The sequence below is a fragment of the Micromonospora sp. CPCC 205739 genome (genome assembly GCF_036906795.1).
Taxonomy (GTDB): Bacteria; Actinomycetota; Actinomycetes; order Mycobacteriales; family Micromonosporaceae; genus Micromonospora.
In genome coordinates, this window is sequence record NZ_JBAKHS010000006.1 from 38,669 (window position 1) to 58,367 (window position 19,699).

Genomic DNA, 19,699 nt, shown 5'->3' on the forward strand with positions numbered 1-19,699 from the left:
GTCATCGGGGAGTCCCTGTCGGGCGGCGACGCGCATGGGGAACAATGGGCGGGTGACCAGGCCCGCCTCCTCCCGCGCCGCCCGCCTCGACCAGGTCTGCGCCGCCGCCGTCGACCTCGCCCGCGACGCCATCACCGAGGTGGAGCCCTCCGACGTCGGTGACCACCTGCGTGCCGTCGCCGAGGGCGACCGGGTCGTCACGCACTACTTCGAGTGCAAGCTCGCCGGCTACCGCGGCTGGCGGTGGGCGGTCACCGTGACCCGGGTGCCGCGCAGCAAGCACGTCACGGTCTGTGAGACCGTGCTGCTGCCCGGCTCGGACGCGCTGCTCGCCCCGGGCTGGCTGCCCTGGCAGGAGCGGCTCAAGCCCGGCGACCTCGGCCCCGGCGACCTGCTGCCCACCGCGCCGGACGACGAGCGGCTCGCCCCCGGCTACCTGCTCTCCGACGACCCGGCGGTCGAGGAGGCCTCCTGGGAGCTCGGCCTCGGCCGGCCCCGGGTGCTGTCCCGGGAGGGGCGCACCGAGACCGCCCAGCGCTGGTACGACGGCGACCACGGCCCGGCCGCGCCGATCTCGGTGGCGGCGCCCGCCGCCGCCCGCTGCGGCACCTGCGGTTTCTACCTGCCGCTGGCCGGCGCGCTGCGGCAGTCCTTCGGCGCCTGCGGGAACTTCTACGCCCCGGACGACGGCCGGGTGGTCAGCGCCGACCACGGCTGCGGCGCGCACTCCGAGGCGCTGGTCGAGGCGGCGGAGTCCCCGGTCGACGAGATGCCCACGATCTACGACGACAGCGCGGTGGAGGCCATGTCGGTCAGTCGCGCGCCGGGCTCGGTGGAGACGGGCGAGCCGGCGGAGCCGTACGGCCACTCCTGACGGTCAGCCCCGCAGGGCGGATTTGCGGCGGCGGCGCCGGTTGGCGTCGTGCCGCATCATCACGGCCAGGCCGGGAAAACCCCACAGGAAACCGGCCAGGCAGATCCAGAGCCAGTTCTCGTGCCCGTGCTCGGTGAGCCAGCCGCGGAAGAAGACCAGCAGGACCAGGCCCACCACCGCCCAGGCGATCAGCCCGGCCACCGCGAACGGGACCATCGGCGGGTCGAGCGGCTCGGGCCGCGGCGCTTGCTGCTGGGGCACGGGCAAAGCGTACGCGATCAACTTTTGCTGCCCGCCCCTGATCTGGGACGATGCGCGCGACAACGGAAGATCACCTGCGAGGGACCTGATGGCCATTGCGCCGCCGGACAACGGCACTCCACCCGATCCCGCCCACCCCCGCACCGGTTTCGACCGGTTCTTCGAGATCTCCGCCCGTGGTTCGACGCTGAGCCGCGAGGTACGGGGTGGTCTGGCGACCTTCTTCACGATGGCGTACATCGTGGTGCTGAACCCGCTGATCCTGGGCGGTGCCGTCGACGGCGACGGCCAGAAGCTCTCGATCCCCGCACTGGCCGCCGCGACCGCCCTGGTCGCCGGCCTGATGACGATGCTGATGGGCGTCGTCGGACGATTCCCGATGGCGCTGGCCGCCGGCCTCGGCGTGAACGCGCTGGTCGCGTACGAGATCGCCCCGGAGATGACCTGGGCGGACGCGATGGGCCTGGTGGTGATCGAGGGTGTGATCATCGGCGTGCTGGTCCTCACCGGCCTGCGCACCGCGGTCTTCCGCTCGGTCCCCACCCAGTTGAAGACGGCGATCGGCGTCGGTATCGGTCTCTTCCTCACCATCATCGGACTGGTCGACGCCGGCTTCGTCCGGCGCCTGCCCGACGCCGCCAACACCACCGTGCCGGTGGGCCTGGGCATCAACGGCAGGATCGTCAGCTGGCCGATGCTGGTCTTCGTGGTCGGCCTGCTGGTGACCCTGGTGCTGGTGGTACGCCGGGTGCGCGGCGCGATCCTGATCGGCATCCTGGCCTCCACCGTGCTGGCGATCATCGTGGAGGCGATCGCCAACGTCGGGCCGTCCTTCGTCGACGGCAAGCCCAACCCCAAGGGCTGGTCGCTGAACGTGCCGGAGCTGCCCAAGCAGGTGGTGGACCTGCCCGACCTGTCGCTGCTGGGCAACTTCAACGTGCTGAACTCGTGGAGCCGCGCCGGCTGGCTGGTGCCGCTGATGTTCATCTTCACCCTGCTGATCACCGACTTCTTCGACACCATGGGCACGATGGTGGCGATCGGCCAGGAGGGGGACATGCTCGACGAGCAGGGCACCCCGCCGCGGGCCAAGGAGATCCTGCTGGTCGACTCGATCGCCGCGGCCGCCGGTGGCGCGGCGAGCGTCTCCAGCAACACGTCGTACATCGAGAGCGCCGCCGGTGTCGCGGAGGGTGCCCGGACCGGCGTGGCCAACCTGGTCACCGGCGCCCTGTTCCTGCTGGCGATGTTCCTGGCGCCGCTGTCGCTGGTGGTGCCCTTCGAGGCGGCCTCGACGGCGCTGGTGGTGGTCGGCTTCCTGATGATGACCGCGGTGCGCACCATCGACTGGACCGACTACGAGATCGCCATCCCGGCGTTCCTCACCATCACCTTCATGCCGTTCACCTACTCGATCTCCAACGGCATCGGCGCCGGCGTCATCAGCTACGTCGTGCTCAAGCTGGCCAAGGGGAAGGCGCGGGACATCCACCCCCTGCTGTACGGGGTGGCCGTGCTGTTCGTGCTCTACTTCCTGCGCGGGCCGATCGAGTCCGTGGTGCTGTAGCTCCACCGCCGCTCCGGGTCGGGGCCGAAATCGGATACCCGGCCCGGAGCAGCACAAACTTCTCGTGAGCGTGGTCATATCGCGTGTCGTTAGCCAGGCTCATTAGTTAGGCTAACTACTGTGACGGAGCGGACGGTGACGGCTAAACGCGTGCCACCGGCGCAGCTGGCCCCTCAGCTGCGTGATGCGATCACCCGACTCAACCGGCGGGTCCGACAGGCCCGCCCGGTCGGCGACCTGACGGTCACCCAGCTCTCCGCGCTCACCAGCCTGAAGCTGGCGGGCGCGCTGACGCCCCGGGAACTGGCCGACGTCGAGCGGGTGCAGCCACCGACGATGACCAAGATCGTCGCGAAGTTGGAGGAGCGCGGCCTCGTGCAGCGCACCCCCCACCCGACCGACGGTCGTCAGGTCATCCTGGCGGCGACCGAGGGGGGACGGGCCGTGCTCGACCAGTTCGAGCGGGCCCGCGACGAGTGGCTGGCCAGCCGGCTGGCCGCGCTCAACGAGGACGAACGCGACACGCTGCGGCGCGCCGCCGAGATCCTCCAGCAACTCGCCAGGGCCTGACCGCCCCCGTACCTCGGGGTCCGCACCGTCCGTTGTGGATGAGGCGTACCACCGAGGAGGCGCACCAAGAGTGCAGGCGAAGCTGAGCACGATGTTCCAGTCCCTACAGGTCCGTAACTACCGGCTATTCGCATCCGGGCAGCTGATCAAGCTGATCGGCGTCTGGATGATGTTCATCGCCCAGGACTGGCTCGTCCTCGAGCTCTCCCACGACTCCGCCACCGCGCTCGGCGTGGTGACCGCGCTCCAGTTCACCCCGGTGCTGCTGCTCACCCTGCTCTCCGGCCGGCTCGCCGACCGGTACGACAAGCGGCTGCTGCTCTTCGTCGCCAACGCCTTCTGGACGGTCCTCGCGCTCGCCATGAGCGTGCTGGTCCTCACCGACCTGGTCCAGCTCTGGCACGTCTTCACCTTCGCCGCACTGCTCGGCGTCGCCAACGCCGTCGAGACCCCGGTCCGGCAGGCGTTCGTCTCCGAGCTGGTGGGCATGTCGCTGCTGCCCAACGCGCTCTCGCTCAACGCGGCGGTGTTCAACTCGGCGCGGATCGTCGGCCCGGCCGTGGCCGGCCTGGCCATCGCCGCCTTCGACGTCGGCCCGGTGTTCCTCTTCACCGCGGTCAGCTCGATCGCCCCGCTGGCCACCGTGGTGCGGATGCGCCCCGCCGAACTGCACCGCAAGGACCTGCCGCCGGTCGGCGAGCGGGACTCGGCCAAGGTGATCGACGGGCTGCGCTACGTCTTCCGCCGCCCCGACCTGCTGCTGCCGATGGCGGTGATGTCGGTGGTCGGGATGACCCTGTTCAACTTCCAGCTCACTCTGGCCGCGCTGGCCAAGACCGTGTTCCGCACCGGCGCCGCCTCGTTCGGCCTGTTCAGCACCGCGCTGGCGATCGGGGCCCTGGTCGGGGCGCTGGCCGGCACCGGGCGGCGCAGCCGCCCCTCGGTCTGGCTGGTGCTCGGCGCGGCGGTCGGCTGTGCCGTCTTCGGCACCCTGGTCGGGTTCGCGCCGGCGTACTGGCTGGTGGTGGCGCTGCTGCTGCCCACCGGCTTCTTCATGGTCTTCTTCGCCCAGGCCGCCAACCAGCGGGTGCAGCTCGGCGTCGACGCCGCCTTCCGGGGCCGGGTCATGGCGCTCTGGGTGCTGGTCTTCCTCGGCACCAACCCGGTCGGCGCCCCGCTGATCGGCTGGGTCGCCGAGAAACACGGCGCCGGGGCGAGTATCTGGATCGGTGGCCTCATCTCGCTGGCCACCGCGCTGCTCGCGCTCACCTGGCAGCTCCGCCGCTCCGGTGCCCGGCTGCGCTTCCGGGTGCTGCCGATGCCCCGCTTCTACGTGGTCCCGTCGCCCGACTGCTGAGCGCCGTGCCGCCGGCCCGCCCCCGCCATCCGCCGGGAGCGGGCCGGTTTCGTGTTCGGATACCGGCAATCTGGTGGCGGGAGCCCGGCGTGGGGCTTAGCGTCGATGTGTGGCAGGCGGTGGCGCACTGGCGCTGGTACTCGCGTTCCTCGCGGTGGCATGCCTGCCCGCGGCGTTCGCCCTGCTCTTCTGTCTCGACGAGATCTTCGACCGGGTCGCCTGCGGCTGGGCCGAGTGGCGCGACGGGCGACGCGAGCGCCGCACCATCGCCCGGCTGGACCGGGCGGTCGAGGCGGACGCCCTCACCCGCGAGATCGACCTGACCCAGCTCGATCGGGCCGACCGGCAACCCCTGGAACGCATCGCCGCCGACCTGCGCCGCCTCGGCGGGCACCGGCTCGCCGCTCGCGGCCGTTCCGTGGTCTGGCACGCCTCGGTCATCGACGCGTACGACGACCGGCTCCGGGCCGCCTGCCGCGCGCTGGGGATCACCGAGCACCTGACCGAGCTGACGGGCGTCGACCGGGAGATCGAGCGGGTGCGGGTCGAGGGGCTGCTGGTCCAGGCGGGGCTGGTGCTGCCGGCCGCCGCCGCCGGCCGTCGACCCCGCCACCGGCGGGCGTGAGACTCTTCGTCGCGGTCTACCCGCCGCCCGCCGTGGTCGCCGACCTGACCGACCGGATCGCCGGGCTGCGGGTCGGTGCCGCGTCCGCCGCCGGGATCAACGTACGCCTCGCCGACCCGGCGAACCTGCACGTCACGCTCGCCTTCCTCGGCGACGTCGAGGCGGACCGCCTGGTCGACGTGGAGAGCACGCTCGGGCTCGCCGCCGAGACGTCCCGCGCCGGGCGGGACGGCGCGCCCCGGCTCCGGCTCGGCGGGGGCGGGCGGTTCGGCCGGGGCCGCTTCACCGTGCTCTGGGTGGACCTGCTCGGCGACGTCGAGGCGCTGCACGTGCTGGGCCGGCTGATCCGGATGGGGCTGCGCCGTAACCGCCTCCCGCACGACGAGCGGCCGTTCCGCCCGCACCTGACGATCGCCCGCCCCGGCGACCGGATCGACCCCGCCGAGGTGGAGGCCGACCAGGTCGCGCTCGGCGACTACGAAGGGCCGGAGTGGCCGGCGACGGAGCTGGTGCTGGTCCGCAGCCACCCGGGTCCCCGGCCGACCTACGACCGCCTCGCCGCCTGGCCCCTCTGACCGCCCCCGGCTCCTCGCTGCGCCCCCGCGCTCGTCGATCTAGGGGAAGTCGCTGCCAGTTGATCTCCACCAACAGCTGTTCGCCCTAGATCGACGAGGGCGGGGTGGTCGTGGGAGGAGGAGGGGAAGGCAGTTACCAGGCCCAGGCCTCCGGGCCGGGGCCGCCGTTGCCGATCGGGGGGAAGAGTTCGTCGAGGCGCTGCTCGGTCGCCTCGTCGATGTCGACGGTCAGCGCGCCCAGGCTCCGGTCGAGCTGCTCGACGGTACGCGGACCGATGATCGGGGCGGTCACCCCGGGCCGGGAGAGCAGCCAGCCCAGCGCGACGTCCGCCGGGTCGTGCCCGAGATCCGCGCAGAGCTTCTCGTACGCCTCGATGGTCGACCGGTGCTCGGCCAGCGCGTCGGCGGAACGCCCGCTCGCGCCCCGCGCGGCGCCGCCCTCGGCCATCTTGCGGATGACACCGCCGAGCAGACCGCCGTGCAGCGGCGACCACGGGATGACGCCCAGCCCGTAGTGCTGCGCGGCGGGCAGCACCTCCAGCTCGACGTGCCGGGTGAGCAGGTTGTAGATGGACTGTTCGGCGACCAGACCGAGGAAGTTGCGCCGGCCCGCCGCCGCCTGCGCCTGGGCGATGTGCCAACCGGCGAAATTGGACGATCCCACGTAGATCACCTTGCCCTGGGCGACCAGGGTCTCCATCGCCTGCCAGATCTCCTCCCACGGCGTGCTCCGGGAGACGTGGTGCATCTGGTACAGGTCGATCACGTCGGTCTGCAGCCGGCGCAGTGAGCCCTCGCAGGCGCGGATGATGTGGCGGGCGCTCAGCCCCTGCTCGTTGGGCCAGTCGCCCATCTTGCCGTAGACCTTGGTGGCGAGGACGACCTTGTCGCGCCGGCCGCCGCCCTGGGCGAACCAGCGGCCGATGATCTGCTCGGTGATCCCCTCACCGGTCTGCCAGCCGTACACGTCGGCCGTGTCGAAGAAGTTGATGCCGTGTTCCAACGCCCGGTCCATGATGGCGAAGCTGTCCGGCTCGGTGGTCTGCGGCCCGAAGTTCATCGTGCCGAGGCAGAGCCGGCTCACCGAGAGACCGGTGCGTCCCAGATTCGTGTACTCCATGGGTCCACCCTGGCACGCGGGCACTTAGAGTGCCTCGCTGCCAGGGTGGCCGTTGGATCAGGAGGACTCGCGGGCCGCCGGGCCGCTGCCGAAGAGGACGTCGTCCCAGCTCGGCAGCCGCTTGCGCGGCTTGCCGTTCGCGTCGGTGGACTCGCCGCCGGCGGCCGCCGCGGCGCCCGTGCGGCGGGGCCGGAGCACCGCCAGCGACGGTACGGCCGGGACCTCCTTCGGCGCGTCCGAGTCGTCGTCGAAGGCCGAGCCCTGACCGCCGCCGAGCAGGGCAGCCGCGCCCCCGCCGACGGCCCGCTGCCGGGGTGCGTCCGGGCCGGCCATCGCAGCCGGGGAGCGCGGGTCGAGCCCACGACCGGAGGTGCCGCCGAGCGGGCGGTCCAGCGAGGCGAGCAGGGCGTCCCGCCCGGCCCGGATCGGGTCCCGCCCCGGACGGCTGTGCTCGCCGGCCGACGGCAGGCCGTGCCCGCCCCGGCTCGGCTCGCCGCGCGACGGGCCGGGCAGGGCGTGCCCGCCCCGCTCCGGCGCCGGCTCCTGGCCGAGGATCGGCGTCGGGCGCTCGGCGCACAGGTACTGCGCCATGTCGTCGTGCGGGGTGACGTTCTGCCGGAGCTTGTCGAGGTCCCAGACCGCCTGGGCGGTGGCCTTGCCGGACGGCCAGGTGGCGATGATCCGCCAGGTGCCGTCGTCGCGCCGGTACGCGTCCCAGGAGATCTTCTCGGTGTCTATCCCGTGCTGGGCGAGGCGATTGTTGACCACCTCGGCGAGCGGGGTGGGCTTCTCCGCGCCCTTGAGCCGGGTACGGCGGGCGTGCTGGGCGAGCATCGCCCGCTCCTGGAGCACCGGACCGGCGTACCGCAGGACCCGGTCGACCGGGACACCCGCGATGCGGGCGACGTCCTCGGCGGACTCACCGGAGCGGATCCGGGCCTGGATGTCCCGTGGGGACAGCGACGGCGTCGGGTCGACGGTGGTCGCCACCACCGCCAGGGGCGTCGCGCCGGGCTCGGCGTGCAGCGCCGTGGCGATGCGTTCGTCGATGGGGAGGGCGAGCAGGCGCCCGACCTCGTCGGCGAGCACCAGAGCCTGGCCGTCCTCGGAGAGGGCGACGAAGCGTACTGGGCGCATGGCGTTGCCTCCGTCCCGCTTCGCTGGCCGTCACGCCACGAGCCGGCCACCCGGGCGTCCTCGCACCACCGTACGCTCTCCTACCCGAAGGTGGGGGATGCGACACCCGCATGTCGCGACTGAGCTGCGACGATGATCACGGTGGGTGGCCGACGGGGTCCCGCCCGCCACCCACCGTGACCGTCTACTGGAGCCGCTGCACCACGTAGTCGATGGAGGCGGTCAGCGCCTCCACGTCGGCCGGCTCGATCGCCGGGAAGAGCGCGACGCGCAGCTGGTTACGCCCCAGCTTCCGGTACGGCTCGGTGTCCACGATGCCGTTGGCGCGCAGCGCCTTGGCGATCGCCGAGGCGTCCACCCCGTCGGCGAAGTCGATCGTGGCGACCACGTTGGAGCGCAGCGCCGGGTCGGCGACGTACGGCGTGGCCACGTCGGAGCGCTCGGCCCAGCCGTACACGATGCCCGCGCTCTCGGCGGTGCGCTTGGCCGCCCAGGCCAGCCCGCCCTGCGAGTTCATCCAGTCGGTCTGCTCGGCGGCCAGGAAGATGGTGGCCAGCGCCGGCGTGTTGTACGTCTGCTCCAGCCGCGAGTTGTCGATCGCGGTGACCAGGTCGAGGAAGGCCGGGATGTAGCGGCCCGACGCCTTGATCTCGGTGGCCCGCTCCAGCGCGGCCGGCGACATCAGGGCCAGCCAGAGGCCGCCGTCGGAGCCGAAGCACTTCTGCGGGGCGAAGTAGTAGACGTCGGTCTCGCCGACGTTGACCTCCAAGCCGCCCGCGCCCGAGGTGGCGTCGACCAGCAGCAGCGAGCCGGGGTCGGCGCCGGGCACCCGGCTGATCGGCACCGCGACGCCGGTGGACGTCTCGTTGTGCGGGGTGGCGTAGACGTCCACGCCGGCCTCGGCGACCAGCGTAGGTGCGCTGCCCGCCGCGGACTTGCGGATGGTCGGCTCGCCGAGGAACGGCGCGTCCGCGACCGACTTGGCGAACTTCGCGCCGAACTCGCCGAAGCTGGCGAACTGGGCCCGGTCGCGGACCAGCCCGAAGGTGGCGACCTCCCAGAAGGCGGTGGTGCCACCGTTGCCGATGATCACCTCGTAGCCCTCAGGCAGGGAGAAGAACTCGGCGATGCCCCGGCGCAGCCGGGCCACCTCGTCACGGACCGTCTTCTGCCGGTGCGACGTGCCCAGGTAGCTGGCGGCCACGTCCGCGAGGGCGGAGACGGCGGCCGGACGGACCTTGGACGGCCCGCAGCCGAACCGCCCGTCGGCGGGCTTGATGTCGTCGGGAATCCGGATGGTCGGTGCGTCAGCCACGGTTGTCGAGATCCTTCCGCAGGGGCGAGGGCGGGCCCGTTCAGCGGGCACGGATCGACGGCGGACTTGTGCGCGGGCGCACGAGCGGCCGGGATCCGGGCCAGGTCCGGCGACACTGCCGGCCTTCATCCTCCCACCCGTGGTGGCCGGCTGACCGGCGGGTCTCAAGCCGCAGGGTGAGGCATGGGACACAGTTGCCGCCGCCGGGCATGATCGTCGGCAAGGGGCGGGTTCCGGAGGGGCGGAGATGGCACGTCGGCGGAACGGCTGGGCGGGCCGACCCCGCCGGGCGCGGGGTACGGCGGTCAGACGCCGGGTAGCCCTGCTGCTCGGTGCCGGCTCCGTCGTGGGCTTCCTCGCGATCGCGGTGTACGACGCCGACTGGGACCGGCACCTGCTCGGCTCCGACCGGACGGCCGAGGCGACGGTGCTGACGCGCGACTCCAGGCACGTCCGGATCTCGTTCACCGTGGACGGCCGCCAGGTGGTCACCGAGATGGAGGCGTTCAGCGGGACCGAGCCCGGCGACCGCATCACGGTCCGCTACCACCCCGACGATCCGAGCAGGTACGTCATGGACGACCGCGGTCACCTCTTGCCGTTCGTCGGGTCACTCATCGCCCTGGGCGGTGCCGCCGGGCTGGCGCTGATCACCCTGTTGGTCTGGCGGGCGCCACCGGAGCTGTGGGACAGGTGGGGATCGTGAGCGGAAGACGCCGATCCTCGCCCGGACGGACCGGACGGGGATCGGCGGTTGTCTCCCGGCTCAGACGCCGTGCGGGATGGCGTCCCAGCCCTCGACCTCCTGCGGCTTGCGGCTGCTCGGCCCGACGTAGCGGGCGGACGGCCGGACCAGCCGCTGGAGCTTCTTCTGCTCCAGGATGTGCGCGCTCCAGCCGCCCATCCGGGCGCAGGTGAACATCGAGGTGAACATGTGCGCGGGCACCTCGGCGAAGTCCAGCACCACGGCCGACCAGAACTCGACGTTGGTGGCGAGCACCCGGTCCGGGCGGCGGGCCTGGAGCTCGGCCAGCGCGGCCTTCTCCAGCGCCTCGGCGATCTCGAAGCGCGGCGCGCCCAGCTCCTTGGCGGTGCGACGGAGCACGCGGGCGCGCGGGTCCTCGGCCCGGTAGACGCGGTGGCCGAAGCCCATCAGCCGCTCGCCGCGGTCGAGGACGCTCTTGACGTACCCCTCGGCGTCGCCGCTGCGCTCGACGGCCTCCAGCATGCTCAGCACCCGGCTGGGGGCGCCGCCGTGCAGCGGGCCGGAGAGCGCGCCGATGCCGGAGGAGATGCAGGCCGCAGCGTCGGCGCCGGTGGAGGCGACGATCCGGGTGGTGAAGGTGGAGGCGTTCAGGCCGTGCTCGGCGGCCGAGATGAAGTACGCGTCCACGGCCTTGACGTGCCGCGGGTCGGGCTCGCCGCGCCAGCGCTTCATGAAGCGCTCGACGATCGTCTCCGCCTTGTCGATCTCCTTCTGCGGCACGGCGGGCAGGCCGAGGCCGCGCGCCGACTGGGCGACGAAGGACAGCGCGGTCACCGAGACCCGGGCCAGGTCCTCGCGGGCCTGCTCGTCGGAGATGTCCAGCAGCTGGTCGAGCCCCCAGTACGGGGCCAGCATGGCGACCGCGGACTGCACGTCGACGCGGATGTCGCCGGAGTGCACCGGCACCGGGAACGGCTCGGCCGGCGGCAGGCCCGGGCCGAACCGCCCGTCGACCAGCAGCGCCCAGACGTTGCCGAAGGAAACCTGACCGATCAGATCCTCGATGTCGACGCCGCGGTAACGCAGCGCGCCACCCTCGCGGTCGGGTTCGGCGATCTCGGTCTCGAAGGCTACGACGCCCTCCAGGCCCGGTTTGAAGTCAGACATGTCGTCTCCTGGCTTCCGGCTCGGTGCGCCCGCCGCGGGCTCAGTCCGGCCCAGACCTTAGGCGACCCTCAGGGATGGTTTCGTGACATCTTGCCTGCTCGGTAACCAAGTGCGCGACCCACCGCGACTGTGCCGCACGTGACATCCCCGCCGGTGGAGGCCGCCACGTCCTCGGTGAGACTGTTCGGTGGGGGCTGGCCAGCGTCGGGGGACGTGGGCGCCACCCCGAGAGGGAGAAGCAACGTGACGGGCGACACACCGCCGCCGGCGGCCATGCGTAACGAGTACGCCGCCGACCTGGGCCTTTCCGAGGCCGATCTGGCCGTGGACTGGTACACCCAGTTCGACCGCTGGTTCGCCGACGCGATCGCCGCCGGCCTGCCCGAGCCGAACGCCATGATCGTCGGCACCGCCGACGCCGCCGGCCGCCCCAGCGGGCGCACCGTGCTGCTCAAGGGCTACGACCCCGACGGCTTCGTCTTCTACACCAACTACGACTCCCGCAAGGGTGCCGAGGCGACCGCCAACCCGTACGCCAGCCTGGTCTTCCCGTGGTTCCCGATGCAGCGGCAGGTGGTGGTCGCCGGCCCGGTGCAGCGGGTCGACCGGGCGGAGACCGAGGCGTACTTCGCGAGCCGGCCGCGCGGCTCCCAGCTCGGGGCCTGGGCCAGCGTCCAGTCCCGGGTCATCGGAGACCGGGCGGCGCTCGACGAGGCGTACCAGGCGGTGGTCGATCGTTTCGCCGACGTGGCGCAGATCCCCGCGCCGCCGCACTGGGGCGGGCTGCGGCTCCGGCCCGAGTCGGTGGAGTTCTGGCAGGGGCGGGCGAGCCGGCTGCACGACCGGCTGCGGTTCCGCCGCGTAGACGGCGGCGACTGGGTCGTGGAGCGGCTGGCCCCGTGACCGCGACCAGCCCGACCCGGCCGCGCGGAGCGCGTCGCTGGGCGATCGACCTGCGCCCGCTGGCGGTGCCGGAGTTCCGGCGGATCTGGCTGGGCGGCGGCATCGCCATGCTCGGCTTTCAGTTCACCGCGGTGGCCGTGCCGGTGGAGATGTACACGCTGACCCGGGACTCGTTCTGGGTCGGCCTGCTCGGGATCGCCGCGTTCCTGCCGCTGCTGGTCTTCGGGCTCTGGGGCGGGGCGGTCGCCGACGCCCGGGACCGGCGGGGCGTGCTGCTCGTCAGCCAGGCGCTGCTCTGGGCGTCGATGCTGGCGCTGCTGCTGCAGGCGGTGCTCCGGGTGGGCAGTCCGGTGCTGCTGCTGGCCCTGGTGGCGCTCCAGTCGGTCGGCTTCGCGGTCAGCGGGGCGGCCCGTACGGCGAGCATCCCCCGGCTCGTCCCGGCCGAGCTGGTGCCGGCGGCCAGCACGCTGAACTTCACCACGTACACCGCCGCCTCGGTCGCCGGGCCGCTGCTGGCCGGGCTGATCTTCGCGAGCTGGCGGATCGACGTCGCGCTGCCGATCGCGTACGGCCTGGACATGGTCCTGTTCACGGCCGCCGTCTGGGCGACCCTGCGGATGCCGGCGCTGCCGCCCGAGCCGGACCCGGACGGCGACGGCAGCCCCCGCAAGGCGGGCCTGGCCAGCATCGTCGACGGGCTGCGCTACCTGGCCACCACGCCGGTGCTGATGCTCTCGTTCGCCATCGACCTGATCGCGATGGTCCTCGCCATGCCCCGGGCGCTCTTCCCCGAGGTGGCCCAGGAGCGGTTCGGCGGCGGCGCGGCGGTCGGCTGGCTGTACGGGGCGATCTCGCTCGGCGCGATGCTGGGTGGGCTCACCTCCGGCTGGATCGGCCGGCTGCGCCGGCAGGGCCTGGTGCTGGTGGTGGCGGTGGTCGGCTGGGGCCTCGCGGTGGCGGCGGCCGGGTTGGCCCACCAGCTCTGGCTGGTGGTGCTGCTGCTCGCCGTGGCCGGGGCGTCCGACCTCGTCAGCGCGGTGCTGCGGCAGTCGATGCTGCTGGTCTACGCGCCGGACCGGATGCGCGGCCGGCTCCAGGGCGTCAACACGGTCGTCATCGCCGGTGGGCCGCGCCTGGGCGACCTGCGCGCCGGCGCCGTGGCGGCCGGGTACGGCACCGGCGTGGCCTGGGTGGGCGGGGGTCTGATCTCCGCCGTGCTCGCCGTCGTGCTGGTGGTGGTCTTCCCGGCGCTGCTGCGCTACCGGGCCACCCCGGCCGCCGCCCGCGACTGAGCCGTCCGCCTCGAACCTGACCGCTGGGCGGGAAGCGGCCGGTGGGTCGGGCGGGGTCCGCAGGGGGCGACTAAGGTCCCCTGACATGGAGAAGGCCGCGACCCGCCCACCGTCCGGGGCACAGTGGACCATTGCCGCCGACGGCCACGAGGCGGTCATCGTCGAGGTGGGCGGTGGGCTGCGGTCGTACCGGCACGACGGCGTGGACTACGTCGACGGGTACGGCCCGGACGAGATCTGCCCCGGCGGGGCCGGCCAGGTGCTGGCGCCCTGGCCCAACCGGATCCGCGACGGGCAGTACACCTTCGGCGAGCGCTCGTTGCAGCTCACGCTGACCGAACCGGACCGGAACAACGCGATCCACGGCCTGGTCAACTGGGTGGCGTGGGAGCTGGTCGAGCAGTCCGCCGACGCCGTCACGGTCGGCTACGACCTGCCGCCCACCCCGGGGTATCCGTGGCCGCTGCGGCTGCGTACCCGCTGGAGCGTCGGGGCGGACGGCCTGCGGGTCGCGCACGAGGCGACGAACCTCGGCGCGGAGGCCGCCCCCTTCGGTTACTCGATGCACCCCTACCTGCGCCTGCCCGGCGTGCCGGTGGAGGAGCTGTCGCTGCGCGTCCCGGGGCGGATCCGGACCCTGCTGGACAGCCGGCTGCTGCCGGTCGGCGCCACCGCCGTGGCCGGCACCGAGTACGACTTCACCGAGCCCCGCCCGATCGGCGACGCGGTGCTCGACCTGGCCTTCGGTGACCTGCTCCGGGACGCCGACGGCGGCTCGTCGGTGACCCTGGCCGCCCCCGACGGCTCCGCCGCGGTGCACGTCTGGGCGGACCGGGAGTTCGGCTGGTGGCAGGTCTACACCGGGGACACCCTGACCGGGGAGCGGCACCGGCGGTCGGTGGCGGTGGAGCCGATGACCTGCCCGGCGGACGCGTTCCGCTCCGGCAAGGACGTGATCACGCTGGAGCCCGGCACCACCTGGCGGGGCGCCTGGGGCGTCCGGCCCGGCGTCTGAGCGGCGGGGGCATGGAGTTCGGCGAGGTCGTCCGGCGACGCCGGATGGTGCGCAACTACGACCCGGACCGGCCCGTCCCGCCGGACGTGGTGGACCGGCTGCTCGACCACGCGGTACGGGCGCCGTCGGCCGGGTTCGCGCAGGGCTGGGGCTTCCTGGTGCTGGAGACCCCGGAGGACCGGGAGCAGTTCTGGACGGCGGCCACCCCGGGCGGCGGCGGCCGGGAGCGCTGGCTGGCCGGGATGCGCCGGGCGCCGCTGATCGTCGTGCCGCACGCCAACCGCTCCGCCTACCTGGAGCGGTACGCCGAGCCGGACAAGGGCTGGGCGGACCGGGCGGCCGAGCGCTGGCCGGTGCCCTACTGGTACGTCGACACCGGTTTCGCCGCGCTGCTCATGCTCCTCACCGCCGTGGACGAGGGGTTGGGCGCCTGCTTCTTCGGCATCCCGCCCCAGCGGTTGGCGGCCTACCGGGAGGCGTTCGGGGTCCCCGAGGAGTACCAGCCGATCGGCGCGGTGACTGTCGGTTACCGGGCCCCCGACCATCGGTCACCGTCGCTTCGGCGGGGGCGGCGTCCGGTCGGCGAGGTGGTCCGGCGCGGCCGGTGGAGTTGAGCGTGGTTCGTACGGTCCGGGATGGGTATCGGCGGTAGCGAAACCGACATGAGGGAGTAAAACGCAGTGTGGCGGAGGCGGTTAGGCTGGCACGGTCATCGGTGCCGTACCGCGCGGTGCCACGGCGTGACCCGGCTCCGCGCCGTCGGTCGGCCCGGCCACGGGGAGGGGAGCGTGCCGTGATCTTCAGAGCGGTCCGGGACGGGCGTCCGTACCCGGAGCACAACTTCACGCTCAAGCAGTGGGCCGAGATCCCGCCGCGTCCGCTGCGGCTGGACCAGCTCATCACCACCAAGCGGGAGCTGGCGCTGGACAAGCTCCTCGCCGAGGACTCCACCTTCTACGGCGACCTCTTCCCGCACGTGGTGCAGTGGAACGGCGGTCTCTACCTGGAGGACGGGCTGCACCGCGCGCTGCGCGCCGCGTTGCAGCAGCGCAACCAGATCCACGCCCGGGTGCTGGTGCTCGGCGGTCAGGACGGATGACGCCCGCCTGACGACTCGTTAAGGTGGCCCCCATGACCGCACCCCTGGACCTGCTCGACGTCGACGCCTCGCTCGGCGAGGAGGAGCGCCAGATCCGCGCCGTCGTGCGCCAGCTCGTCGACGACCGGGTACGCCCGCACGTCGCCGACTGGTACGAGCAGGGCCACGTGCCGGCCCGCGAGCTGGCCCGCGAGTTCGGCAAGCTCGGCCTGCTCGGCATGCACCTGACCGGGTACGGCTGCGCCGGCGCCTCGGCGGTCGCGTACGGGCTGGCCTGCCTGGAGCTGGAGGCCGGCGACTCCGGTATCCGCTCCCTGGTCTCCGTGCAGGGCTCGCTCGCCATGTACGCCATCTGGCGCTACGGCAGCGAGGAGCAGAAGCAGCGCTGGCTGCCGTCGATGGCGGCCGGTGAGGCGATCGGCTGCTTCGGCCTGACCGAGCCCGACCACGGCTCCGACCCGGCCTCGATGGCCACCCGGGCACGCCGCGACGGCGACGACTGGGTGCTCAACGGCGCCAAGATGTGGATCACCAACGCGCCGATCGCCGAGGTCGGGGTGATCTGGGCGCGCACCGACGAGGGGGTTCGCGGCTTCGCCGTACCCATGGACACTCCGGGGGTGACGGCGCGCGAGATCCGGCAGAAGATGTCGCTGCGCGCGTCGCTGACCGGCGAGATCGCCCTCGACGACGTCCGGCTGCCGGCGGACGCCCAGCTGCCCGGCGCGATCGGGCTGAAGGCCCCGCTGAGCTGCCTCACCGAGGCCCGGCACGGCATCGTCTGGGGGGCGCTCGGCGCGGCCCGCGACTGCCTGACGACGGCGCTGGACTACGCCACCACCCGGACCCAGTTCGGCCGGCCGCTGGCCGGCTTCCAGCTCACCCAGGCCAAGCTCGCCGACATGGCCGTCGAGTGGAACAAGGGCTACCTGCTGGCGCTGCACCTGGGTCGGCTCGCCGATGCCGGGAAGCTGCGCCCGGAGCAGGTCAGCGTGGGCAAGCTGAACAACGTGCGCGAGGCGTTGGCGATCGCCCGGCAGTGCCGCACGATCCTCGGCGCCAACGGCGTCTCCGGCGAGTACCCGGTGATGCGGCACGCCAACAACCTGGAGAGCGTGCTGACCTACGAGGGCACCTCGGAGATCCACCAGCTGGTCATCGGGCAGAAGCTGACCGGGGTGTCGGCCTTCGCCTGACCGGCTTCACCCGATCGGGTTGCTCGCCGCGCGGCTGTCGCATCCGGCACGTACCGTCATTTCAAGACGACGTGTCTGACGAGGACGGTGAGGGCCATGGCCCGCGACGGTGACATCAACCAGCCCACCAGGGAGTTTCCCGGCTACCCGACCGCCGACACGCTCCCGGCCCGGTCGGACGACACCCCCGCGCCGCGGCCCGGCGGGCCGGCACCCGCCCGTGGCCTGCTCTGGGTGCTCGGTGCGGCGGCGCTGGTGGTGGTGGTGCTGCTCGGCGCCCAGGCGGCCGGGATCTTCCCCGACTTCCGCAACCCATTCGCCAAGGAACAGACCGACCGCAGCCAGCCGCCGCTGCTCAAGTCGATCCAGGACCTCAGCCGGTACGTCGCCGCCGAGGGCAACTTCCAGGTCGTGGTCGACCTCCAGAACGACCGCAACAACGTGCCCGACTTCCTGCTCAACCAGCGGACCCTCTTCGTCGGGGCGGGCAGCGTCGAGGCGTACGTCGACTTCACCAAGATCTCCGAGGGCGCGGTGGTCGAGTCCGCCGACGGCAAGTCCGTCGACATCAAGCTGCCCGCGCCGCAGCTCGGCAAGACCAACCTCGACATGCAGAAGAGCTACGTCTTCGCCGAGGAGCGCGGCCTGCTCAACCGGCTCGGTGAGCTGGTCAACGGCGACCCCAACCGGCAGCAGCAGGTCTACCAGCTCGCCGAGGAGCGGATCACCGCGGCGGCCCGGGACAGCGGGCTGACCCAGCGCGCCGAGGAGAACACCCGCAAGATGCTGGAGGGGCTGCTCCGCTCCCTCGGCTACGAGAAGGTCACCGTCACCTACGCCGCGCCCTGACCCCGCAACCGGCAGCGCCCGCCCCGACGTACCGGGGCGGGCGCTGCCGTGCGGGGGAGGTCAGTAGCGGGTGGCGGCGCGGTCCTCGTTCGGCATCAGCACCCAGAGGACCAGGTAGACGATCACCTGGGTACCGGGCAGCAGCAGCGACAGCAGGAACAGCAGCCGGATCATGAAGGGCGAGGTGTTGAACCGGCGGGCCAGGCCGGCGCAGACACCGGCGAGCATGCGCCCCTCGCGGGGCCGGACCAGTTTGCGACTCATCGTCGTACTCCCACTCTGCGGCGATCCGCCGCTCTACAACCAACGGTAGGAAGGGGTTACCACCGCGCCCTCCGTCGCAAGGCGGATCCGGCGACCCCGTACCCGTAGGTGGTTACCCGTGACGACCCCGCCCGACGCCCCGCGCCCCGCGCCCGCGTCCTGCCGCTCGCCCCCACGCGCTCCGCGCCCCCACCCTCCGGTCCCGCGGGGGCGGGGGAGCCGGGCGGGATGGGCCGTCACCAGCGGTGGAAGGGGCGGGAGCTGCGGCAGGCGGGTAGGCTCGCCGGTTGAGCCGCCCACACCCCGGGCGGTAGACGACGACCGCCGGAGACCCGGGCGGCCGTGACCCGGGTCGGACCCGCACCACCGGGTACGACGGCGAGGAAAGTGCAGCCATGATCAGTGTTTTCGACCTCTTCAGCGTCGGCATCGGGCCGTCCAGCTCGCACACCGTCGGCCCCATGCGGGCCGCTCGGACGTTCATCACCGGGCTGAAGGGCGACGGGCTGCTCGCCGACGTCGTCCGGGTCCAGGCGGAGCTGTTCGGGTCGCTCGGCGCCACCGGGCACGGCCACGGCAGCGACCGGGCCGTGCTGCTCGGGCTGGAGGGCGAGGCGTCGGAGACGGTCGACACCGACACCGTCGGCCCCCGGGTCGCCGCGATCCGCGCCGACCGCCGGCTGCACCTGCTCGGCGTGCAGGAGATCGACTTCGACCCCGACCGGGACCTGGTGCTGCACCGCCGCCGGTCGCTGCCGTACCACCCGAACGGAATGACCTTCGCGGCGTACGACGCGGCCGGGGTCCAGGTCCGGGCCCGCACCTACTACTCGGTGGGCGGCGGGTTCGTGGTGGACGAGGCCGCCGCCGGCGCGGACCGCATCAAACCGGACACCACCCGGGTACGGCACCCCTTCTACACCGGCGCCGAACTGCTCGACGTGACCGCCGCGACCGGGCTGTCGATCAGCGAGGTGATGCTGGCCAACGAGCGCTCCTGGCGCAGCGAGGCCGACGTGCGGGCCGGCCTGCTGGAGATCTGGCGGGTGATGCAGGAGTGCGTGGCGGCCGGCTGCGAGCGTGACGGCGTCCTGCCCGGCGGGCTGAAGGTCCGCCGCCGGGCGGCCGAACTGCGCAGGAGCCTGGAGGCGGAGACCGACTCCACCGACCCGCTGCGCGCGATGGACTGGGTGACGCTCTTCGCCCTCGCGGTGAACGAGGAGAACGCGGCCGGCGGCCGGGTGGTGACCGCCCCCACCAACGGCGCGGCCGGCATCATCCCGGCGGTGCTGCACTACTACACCCGGTTCGTCCCGGGCGCCGACGAGGACGGCGTGGTCCGCTTCCTGCTGGCCGCCGGCGCGATCGGCGTGCTGTTCAAGGAGAACGCCTCGATCTCCGGCGCGGAGGTCGGCTGCCAGGGCGAGGTCGGCTCGGCCTGCTCGATGGCCGCCGCCGGGCTCGCCGAGGCCCTCGGCGGTACGCCGGCGCAGGTGGAGAACGCCGCCGAGATCGGCATGGAGCACAACCTCGGGCTGACCTGCGACCCGGTCGGGGGGCTGGTGCAGATCCCCTGCATCGAGCGGAACGCGGTGGCTAGCATCAAGGCGATCACCGCCGCCCGGTTGGCGCTGCGTGGGGACGGGGTGCACACCGTGTCGTTGGACAAGGTCATCAAGACCATGCGGGAGACGGGCGCCGACATGAAGGTCAAGTACAAGGAGACGGCGCGCGGCGGCCTGGCCGTCAACGTGATCGAGTGCTGAGGGGCGTTCGTTCACCGACTGCTAACCTGTCGTCCGTCCTG

Annotated in this window: 21 protein-coding genes; 15 read left to right on the forward strand and 6 right to left on the reverse strand. The window is 72.8% G+C overall.

Translation table 11 applies throughout. From position 1 onward, the window contains the following. The first annotated feature begins 34 nt into the window (after nt 1-34). A complete protein-coding gene (locus V6U88_RS11800; RefSeq protein WP_334452420.1) occupies nt 35-874 on the forward strand; it encodes a DUF3027 domain-containing protein in 840 nt (279 codons plus the stop codon). A 3-nt stretch (nt 875-877) separates the two neighbouring features. On the opposite strand, the gene V6U88_RS11805 is transcribed toward V6U88_RS11800, so the two are convergent. Then, nucleotides 878-1,135, reverse strand: coding sequence for a DUF2530 domain-containing protein (locus tag V6U88_RS11805; protein ID WP_334452421.1), 258 nt, complete (start codon nt 1,133-1,135; stop codon nt 878-880). A gap of 88 nt (nt 1,136-1,223) precedes the next feature. On the opposite strand from V6U88_RS11805, the gene V6U88_RS11810 reads away from it, so the two are divergent. From V6U88_RS11810 to thpR, 5 genes are all read left to right on the forward strand, one after another. Next, nucleotides 1,224-2,702, forward strand: a complete 1,479-nt coding sequence (locus tag V6U88_RS11810; protein WP_334452422.1) for an NCS2 family permease — start codon at nt 1,224-1,226, stop codon at nt 2,700-2,702. Between the two features lie 120 nt (nt 2,703-2,822). Then, entirely contained in the window at nt 2,823-3,272 is a 450-nt protein-coding gene (locus tag V6U88_RS11815; RefSeq protein ID WP_334452423.1) for a MarR family winged helix-turn-helix transcriptional regulator, read from the forward strand. 70 nt (nt 3,273-3,342) lie between these two features. Beyond that, nucleotides 3,343-4,629, forward strand: a complete 1,287-nt coding sequence (locus V6U88_RS11820) for an MFS transporter (protein ID WP_334452424.1) — start codon at nt 3,343-3,345, stop codon at nt 4,627-4,629. Between the two features lie 109 nt (nt 4,630-4,738). Next, nucleotides 4,739-5,254 (forward strand): hypothetical protein, encoded by a 516-nt coding sequence (locus V6U88_RS11825; protein ID WP_334452425.1) that lies wholly within the window; start codon nt 4,739-4,741, stop codon nt 5,252-5,254. Further along, the gene (thpR, locus tag V6U88_RS11830; RefSeq protein ID WP_334452426.1) at nt 5,251-5,829 is read left to right on the forward strand and encodes an RNA 2',3'-cyclic phosphodiesterase; all 579 of its coding nucleotides are present in this window, start codon (nt 5,251-5,253) and stop codon (nt 5,827-5,829) included. The genes V6U88_RS11825 and thpR overlap by 4 nt, the downstream gene beginning before the upstream one ends. Nucleotides 5,830-5,962: 133 nt before the next feature. Here thpR and V6U88_RS11835 read toward each other — a convergent pair whose 3' ends face one another. From V6U88_RS11835 to serC, 3 genes are all read right to left on the reverse strand, one after another. Beyond that, the gene (locus V6U88_RS11835) at nt 5,963-6,949 is read right to left on the reverse strand and encodes an aldo/keto reductase (protein WP_334452428.1); all 987 of its coding nucleotides are present in this window, start codon (nt 6,947-6,949) and stop codon (nt 5,963-5,965) included. A gap of 57 nt (nt 6,950-7,006) precedes the next feature. Further along, complete coding sequence (gene sepH, locus V6U88_RS11840; RefSeq protein ID WP_334452429.1) at nt 7,007-8,086, reverse strand: septation protein SepH; 1,080 nt, start codon at nt 8,084-8,086, stop codon at nt 7,007-7,009. Between the two features lie 184 nt (nt 8,087-8,270). Then, complete coding sequence (serC, locus tag V6U88_RS11845) at nt 8,271-9,401, reverse strand: phosphoserine transaminase (RefSeq protein ID WP_334452430.1); 1,131 nt, start codon at nt 9,399-9,401, stop codon at nt 8,271-8,273. Nucleotides 9,402-9,648: 247 nt separating this feature from the next. Between serC and V6U88_RS11850 the strand changes: the two genes are divergently transcribed. Further along, entirely contained in the window at nt 9,649-10,107 is a 459-nt protein-coding gene (locus V6U88_RS11850) for a DUF3592 domain-containing protein (protein WP_334452431.1), read from the forward strand. Nucleotides 10,108-10,167: 60 nt separating this feature from the next. Here V6U88_RS11850 and V6U88_RS11855 read toward each other — a convergent pair whose 3' ends face one another. After that, complete coding sequence (locus V6U88_RS11855) at nt 10,168-11,274, reverse strand: citrate synthase 2 (RefSeq protein ID WP_334452432.1); 1,107 nt, start codon at nt 11,272-11,274, stop codon at nt 10,168-10,170. A gap of 273 nt (nt 11,275-11,547) precedes the next feature. Between V6U88_RS11855 and pdxH the strand changes: the two genes are divergently transcribed. The 7 genes from pdxH (at nt 11,548) to V6U88_RS11890 (ending at nt 17,628) form a co-directional block, all read left to right on the forward strand. Beyond that, complete coding sequence (gene pdxH, locus V6U88_RS11860; protein ID WP_334452565.1) at nt 11,548-12,177, forward strand: pyridoxamine 5'-phosphate oxidase; 630 nt, start codon at nt 11,548-11,550, stop codon at nt 12,175-12,177. Continuing rightward, nucleotides 12,174-13,469, forward strand: a complete 1,296-nt coding sequence (locus tag V6U88_RS11865; RefSeq protein WP_334452433.1) for an MFS transporter — start codon at nt 12,174-12,176, stop codon at nt 13,467-13,469. The genes pdxH and V6U88_RS11865 overlap by 4 nt, the downstream gene beginning before the upstream one ends. Nucleotides 13,470-13,554: 85 nt before the next feature. After that, on the forward strand, nt 13,555-14,484 hold the full coding sequence (locus V6U88_RS11870) for an aldose 1-epimerase family protein (protein WP_334452435.1): 930 nt from the start codon (nt 13,555-13,557) through the stop codon (nt 14,482-14,484). Between the two features lie 11 nt (nt 14,485-14,495). Beyond that, entirely contained in the window at nt 14,496-15,098 is a 603-nt protein-coding gene (locus V6U88_RS11875; protein ID WP_334452436.1) for a nitroreductase family protein, read from the forward strand. A gap of 179 nt (nt 15,099-15,277) precedes the next feature. Next, nucleotides 15,278-15,583 (forward strand): type II toxin-antitoxin system VapB family antitoxin, encoded by a 306-nt coding sequence (locus V6U88_RS11880; RefSeq protein WP_334452437.1) that lies wholly within the window; start codon nt 15,278-15,280, stop codon nt 15,581-15,583. 32 nt (nt 15,584-15,615) lie between these two features. Further along, nucleotides 15,616-16,779 carry an acyl-CoA dehydrogenase family protein gene (locus V6U88_RS11885; RefSeq protein ID WP_334452438.1) on the forward strand — a complete coding sequence of 388 codons (1,164 nt, stop codon included), beginning with the start codon at nt 15,616-15,618 and terminating at the stop codon, nt 16,777-16,779. Between the two features lie 96 nt (nt 16,780-16,875). Continuing rightward, the gene (locus V6U88_RS11890; RefSeq protein WP_334452439.1) at nt 16,876-17,628 is read left to right on the forward strand and encodes a DUF4230 domain-containing protein; all 753 of its coding nucleotides are present in this window, start codon (nt 16,876-16,878) and stop codon (nt 17,626-17,628) included. Nucleotides 17,629-17,688: 60 nt separating this feature from the next. Here the strand turns inward: V6U88_RS11890 and V6U88_RS11895 are convergent, their stop codons facing one another. Further along, nucleotides 17,689-17,892, reverse strand: coding sequence for a PspC domain-containing protein (locus V6U88_RS11895; protein WP_334452440.1), 204 nt, complete (start codon nt 17,890-17,892; stop codon nt 17,689-17,691). A 395-nt stretch (nt 17,893-18,287) separates the two neighbouring features. Here V6U88_RS11895 and V6U88_RS11900 point away from each other — a divergent pair, with 395 nt between their 5' ends. After that, on the forward strand, nt 18,288-19,658 hold the full coding sequence (locus V6U88_RS11900; RefSeq protein WP_334452441.1) for an L-serine ammonia-lyase: 1,371 nt from the start codon (nt 18,288-18,290) through the stop codon (nt 19,656-19,658). The last annotated feature ends 41 nt before the right edge of the window (nt 19,659-19,699 follow it).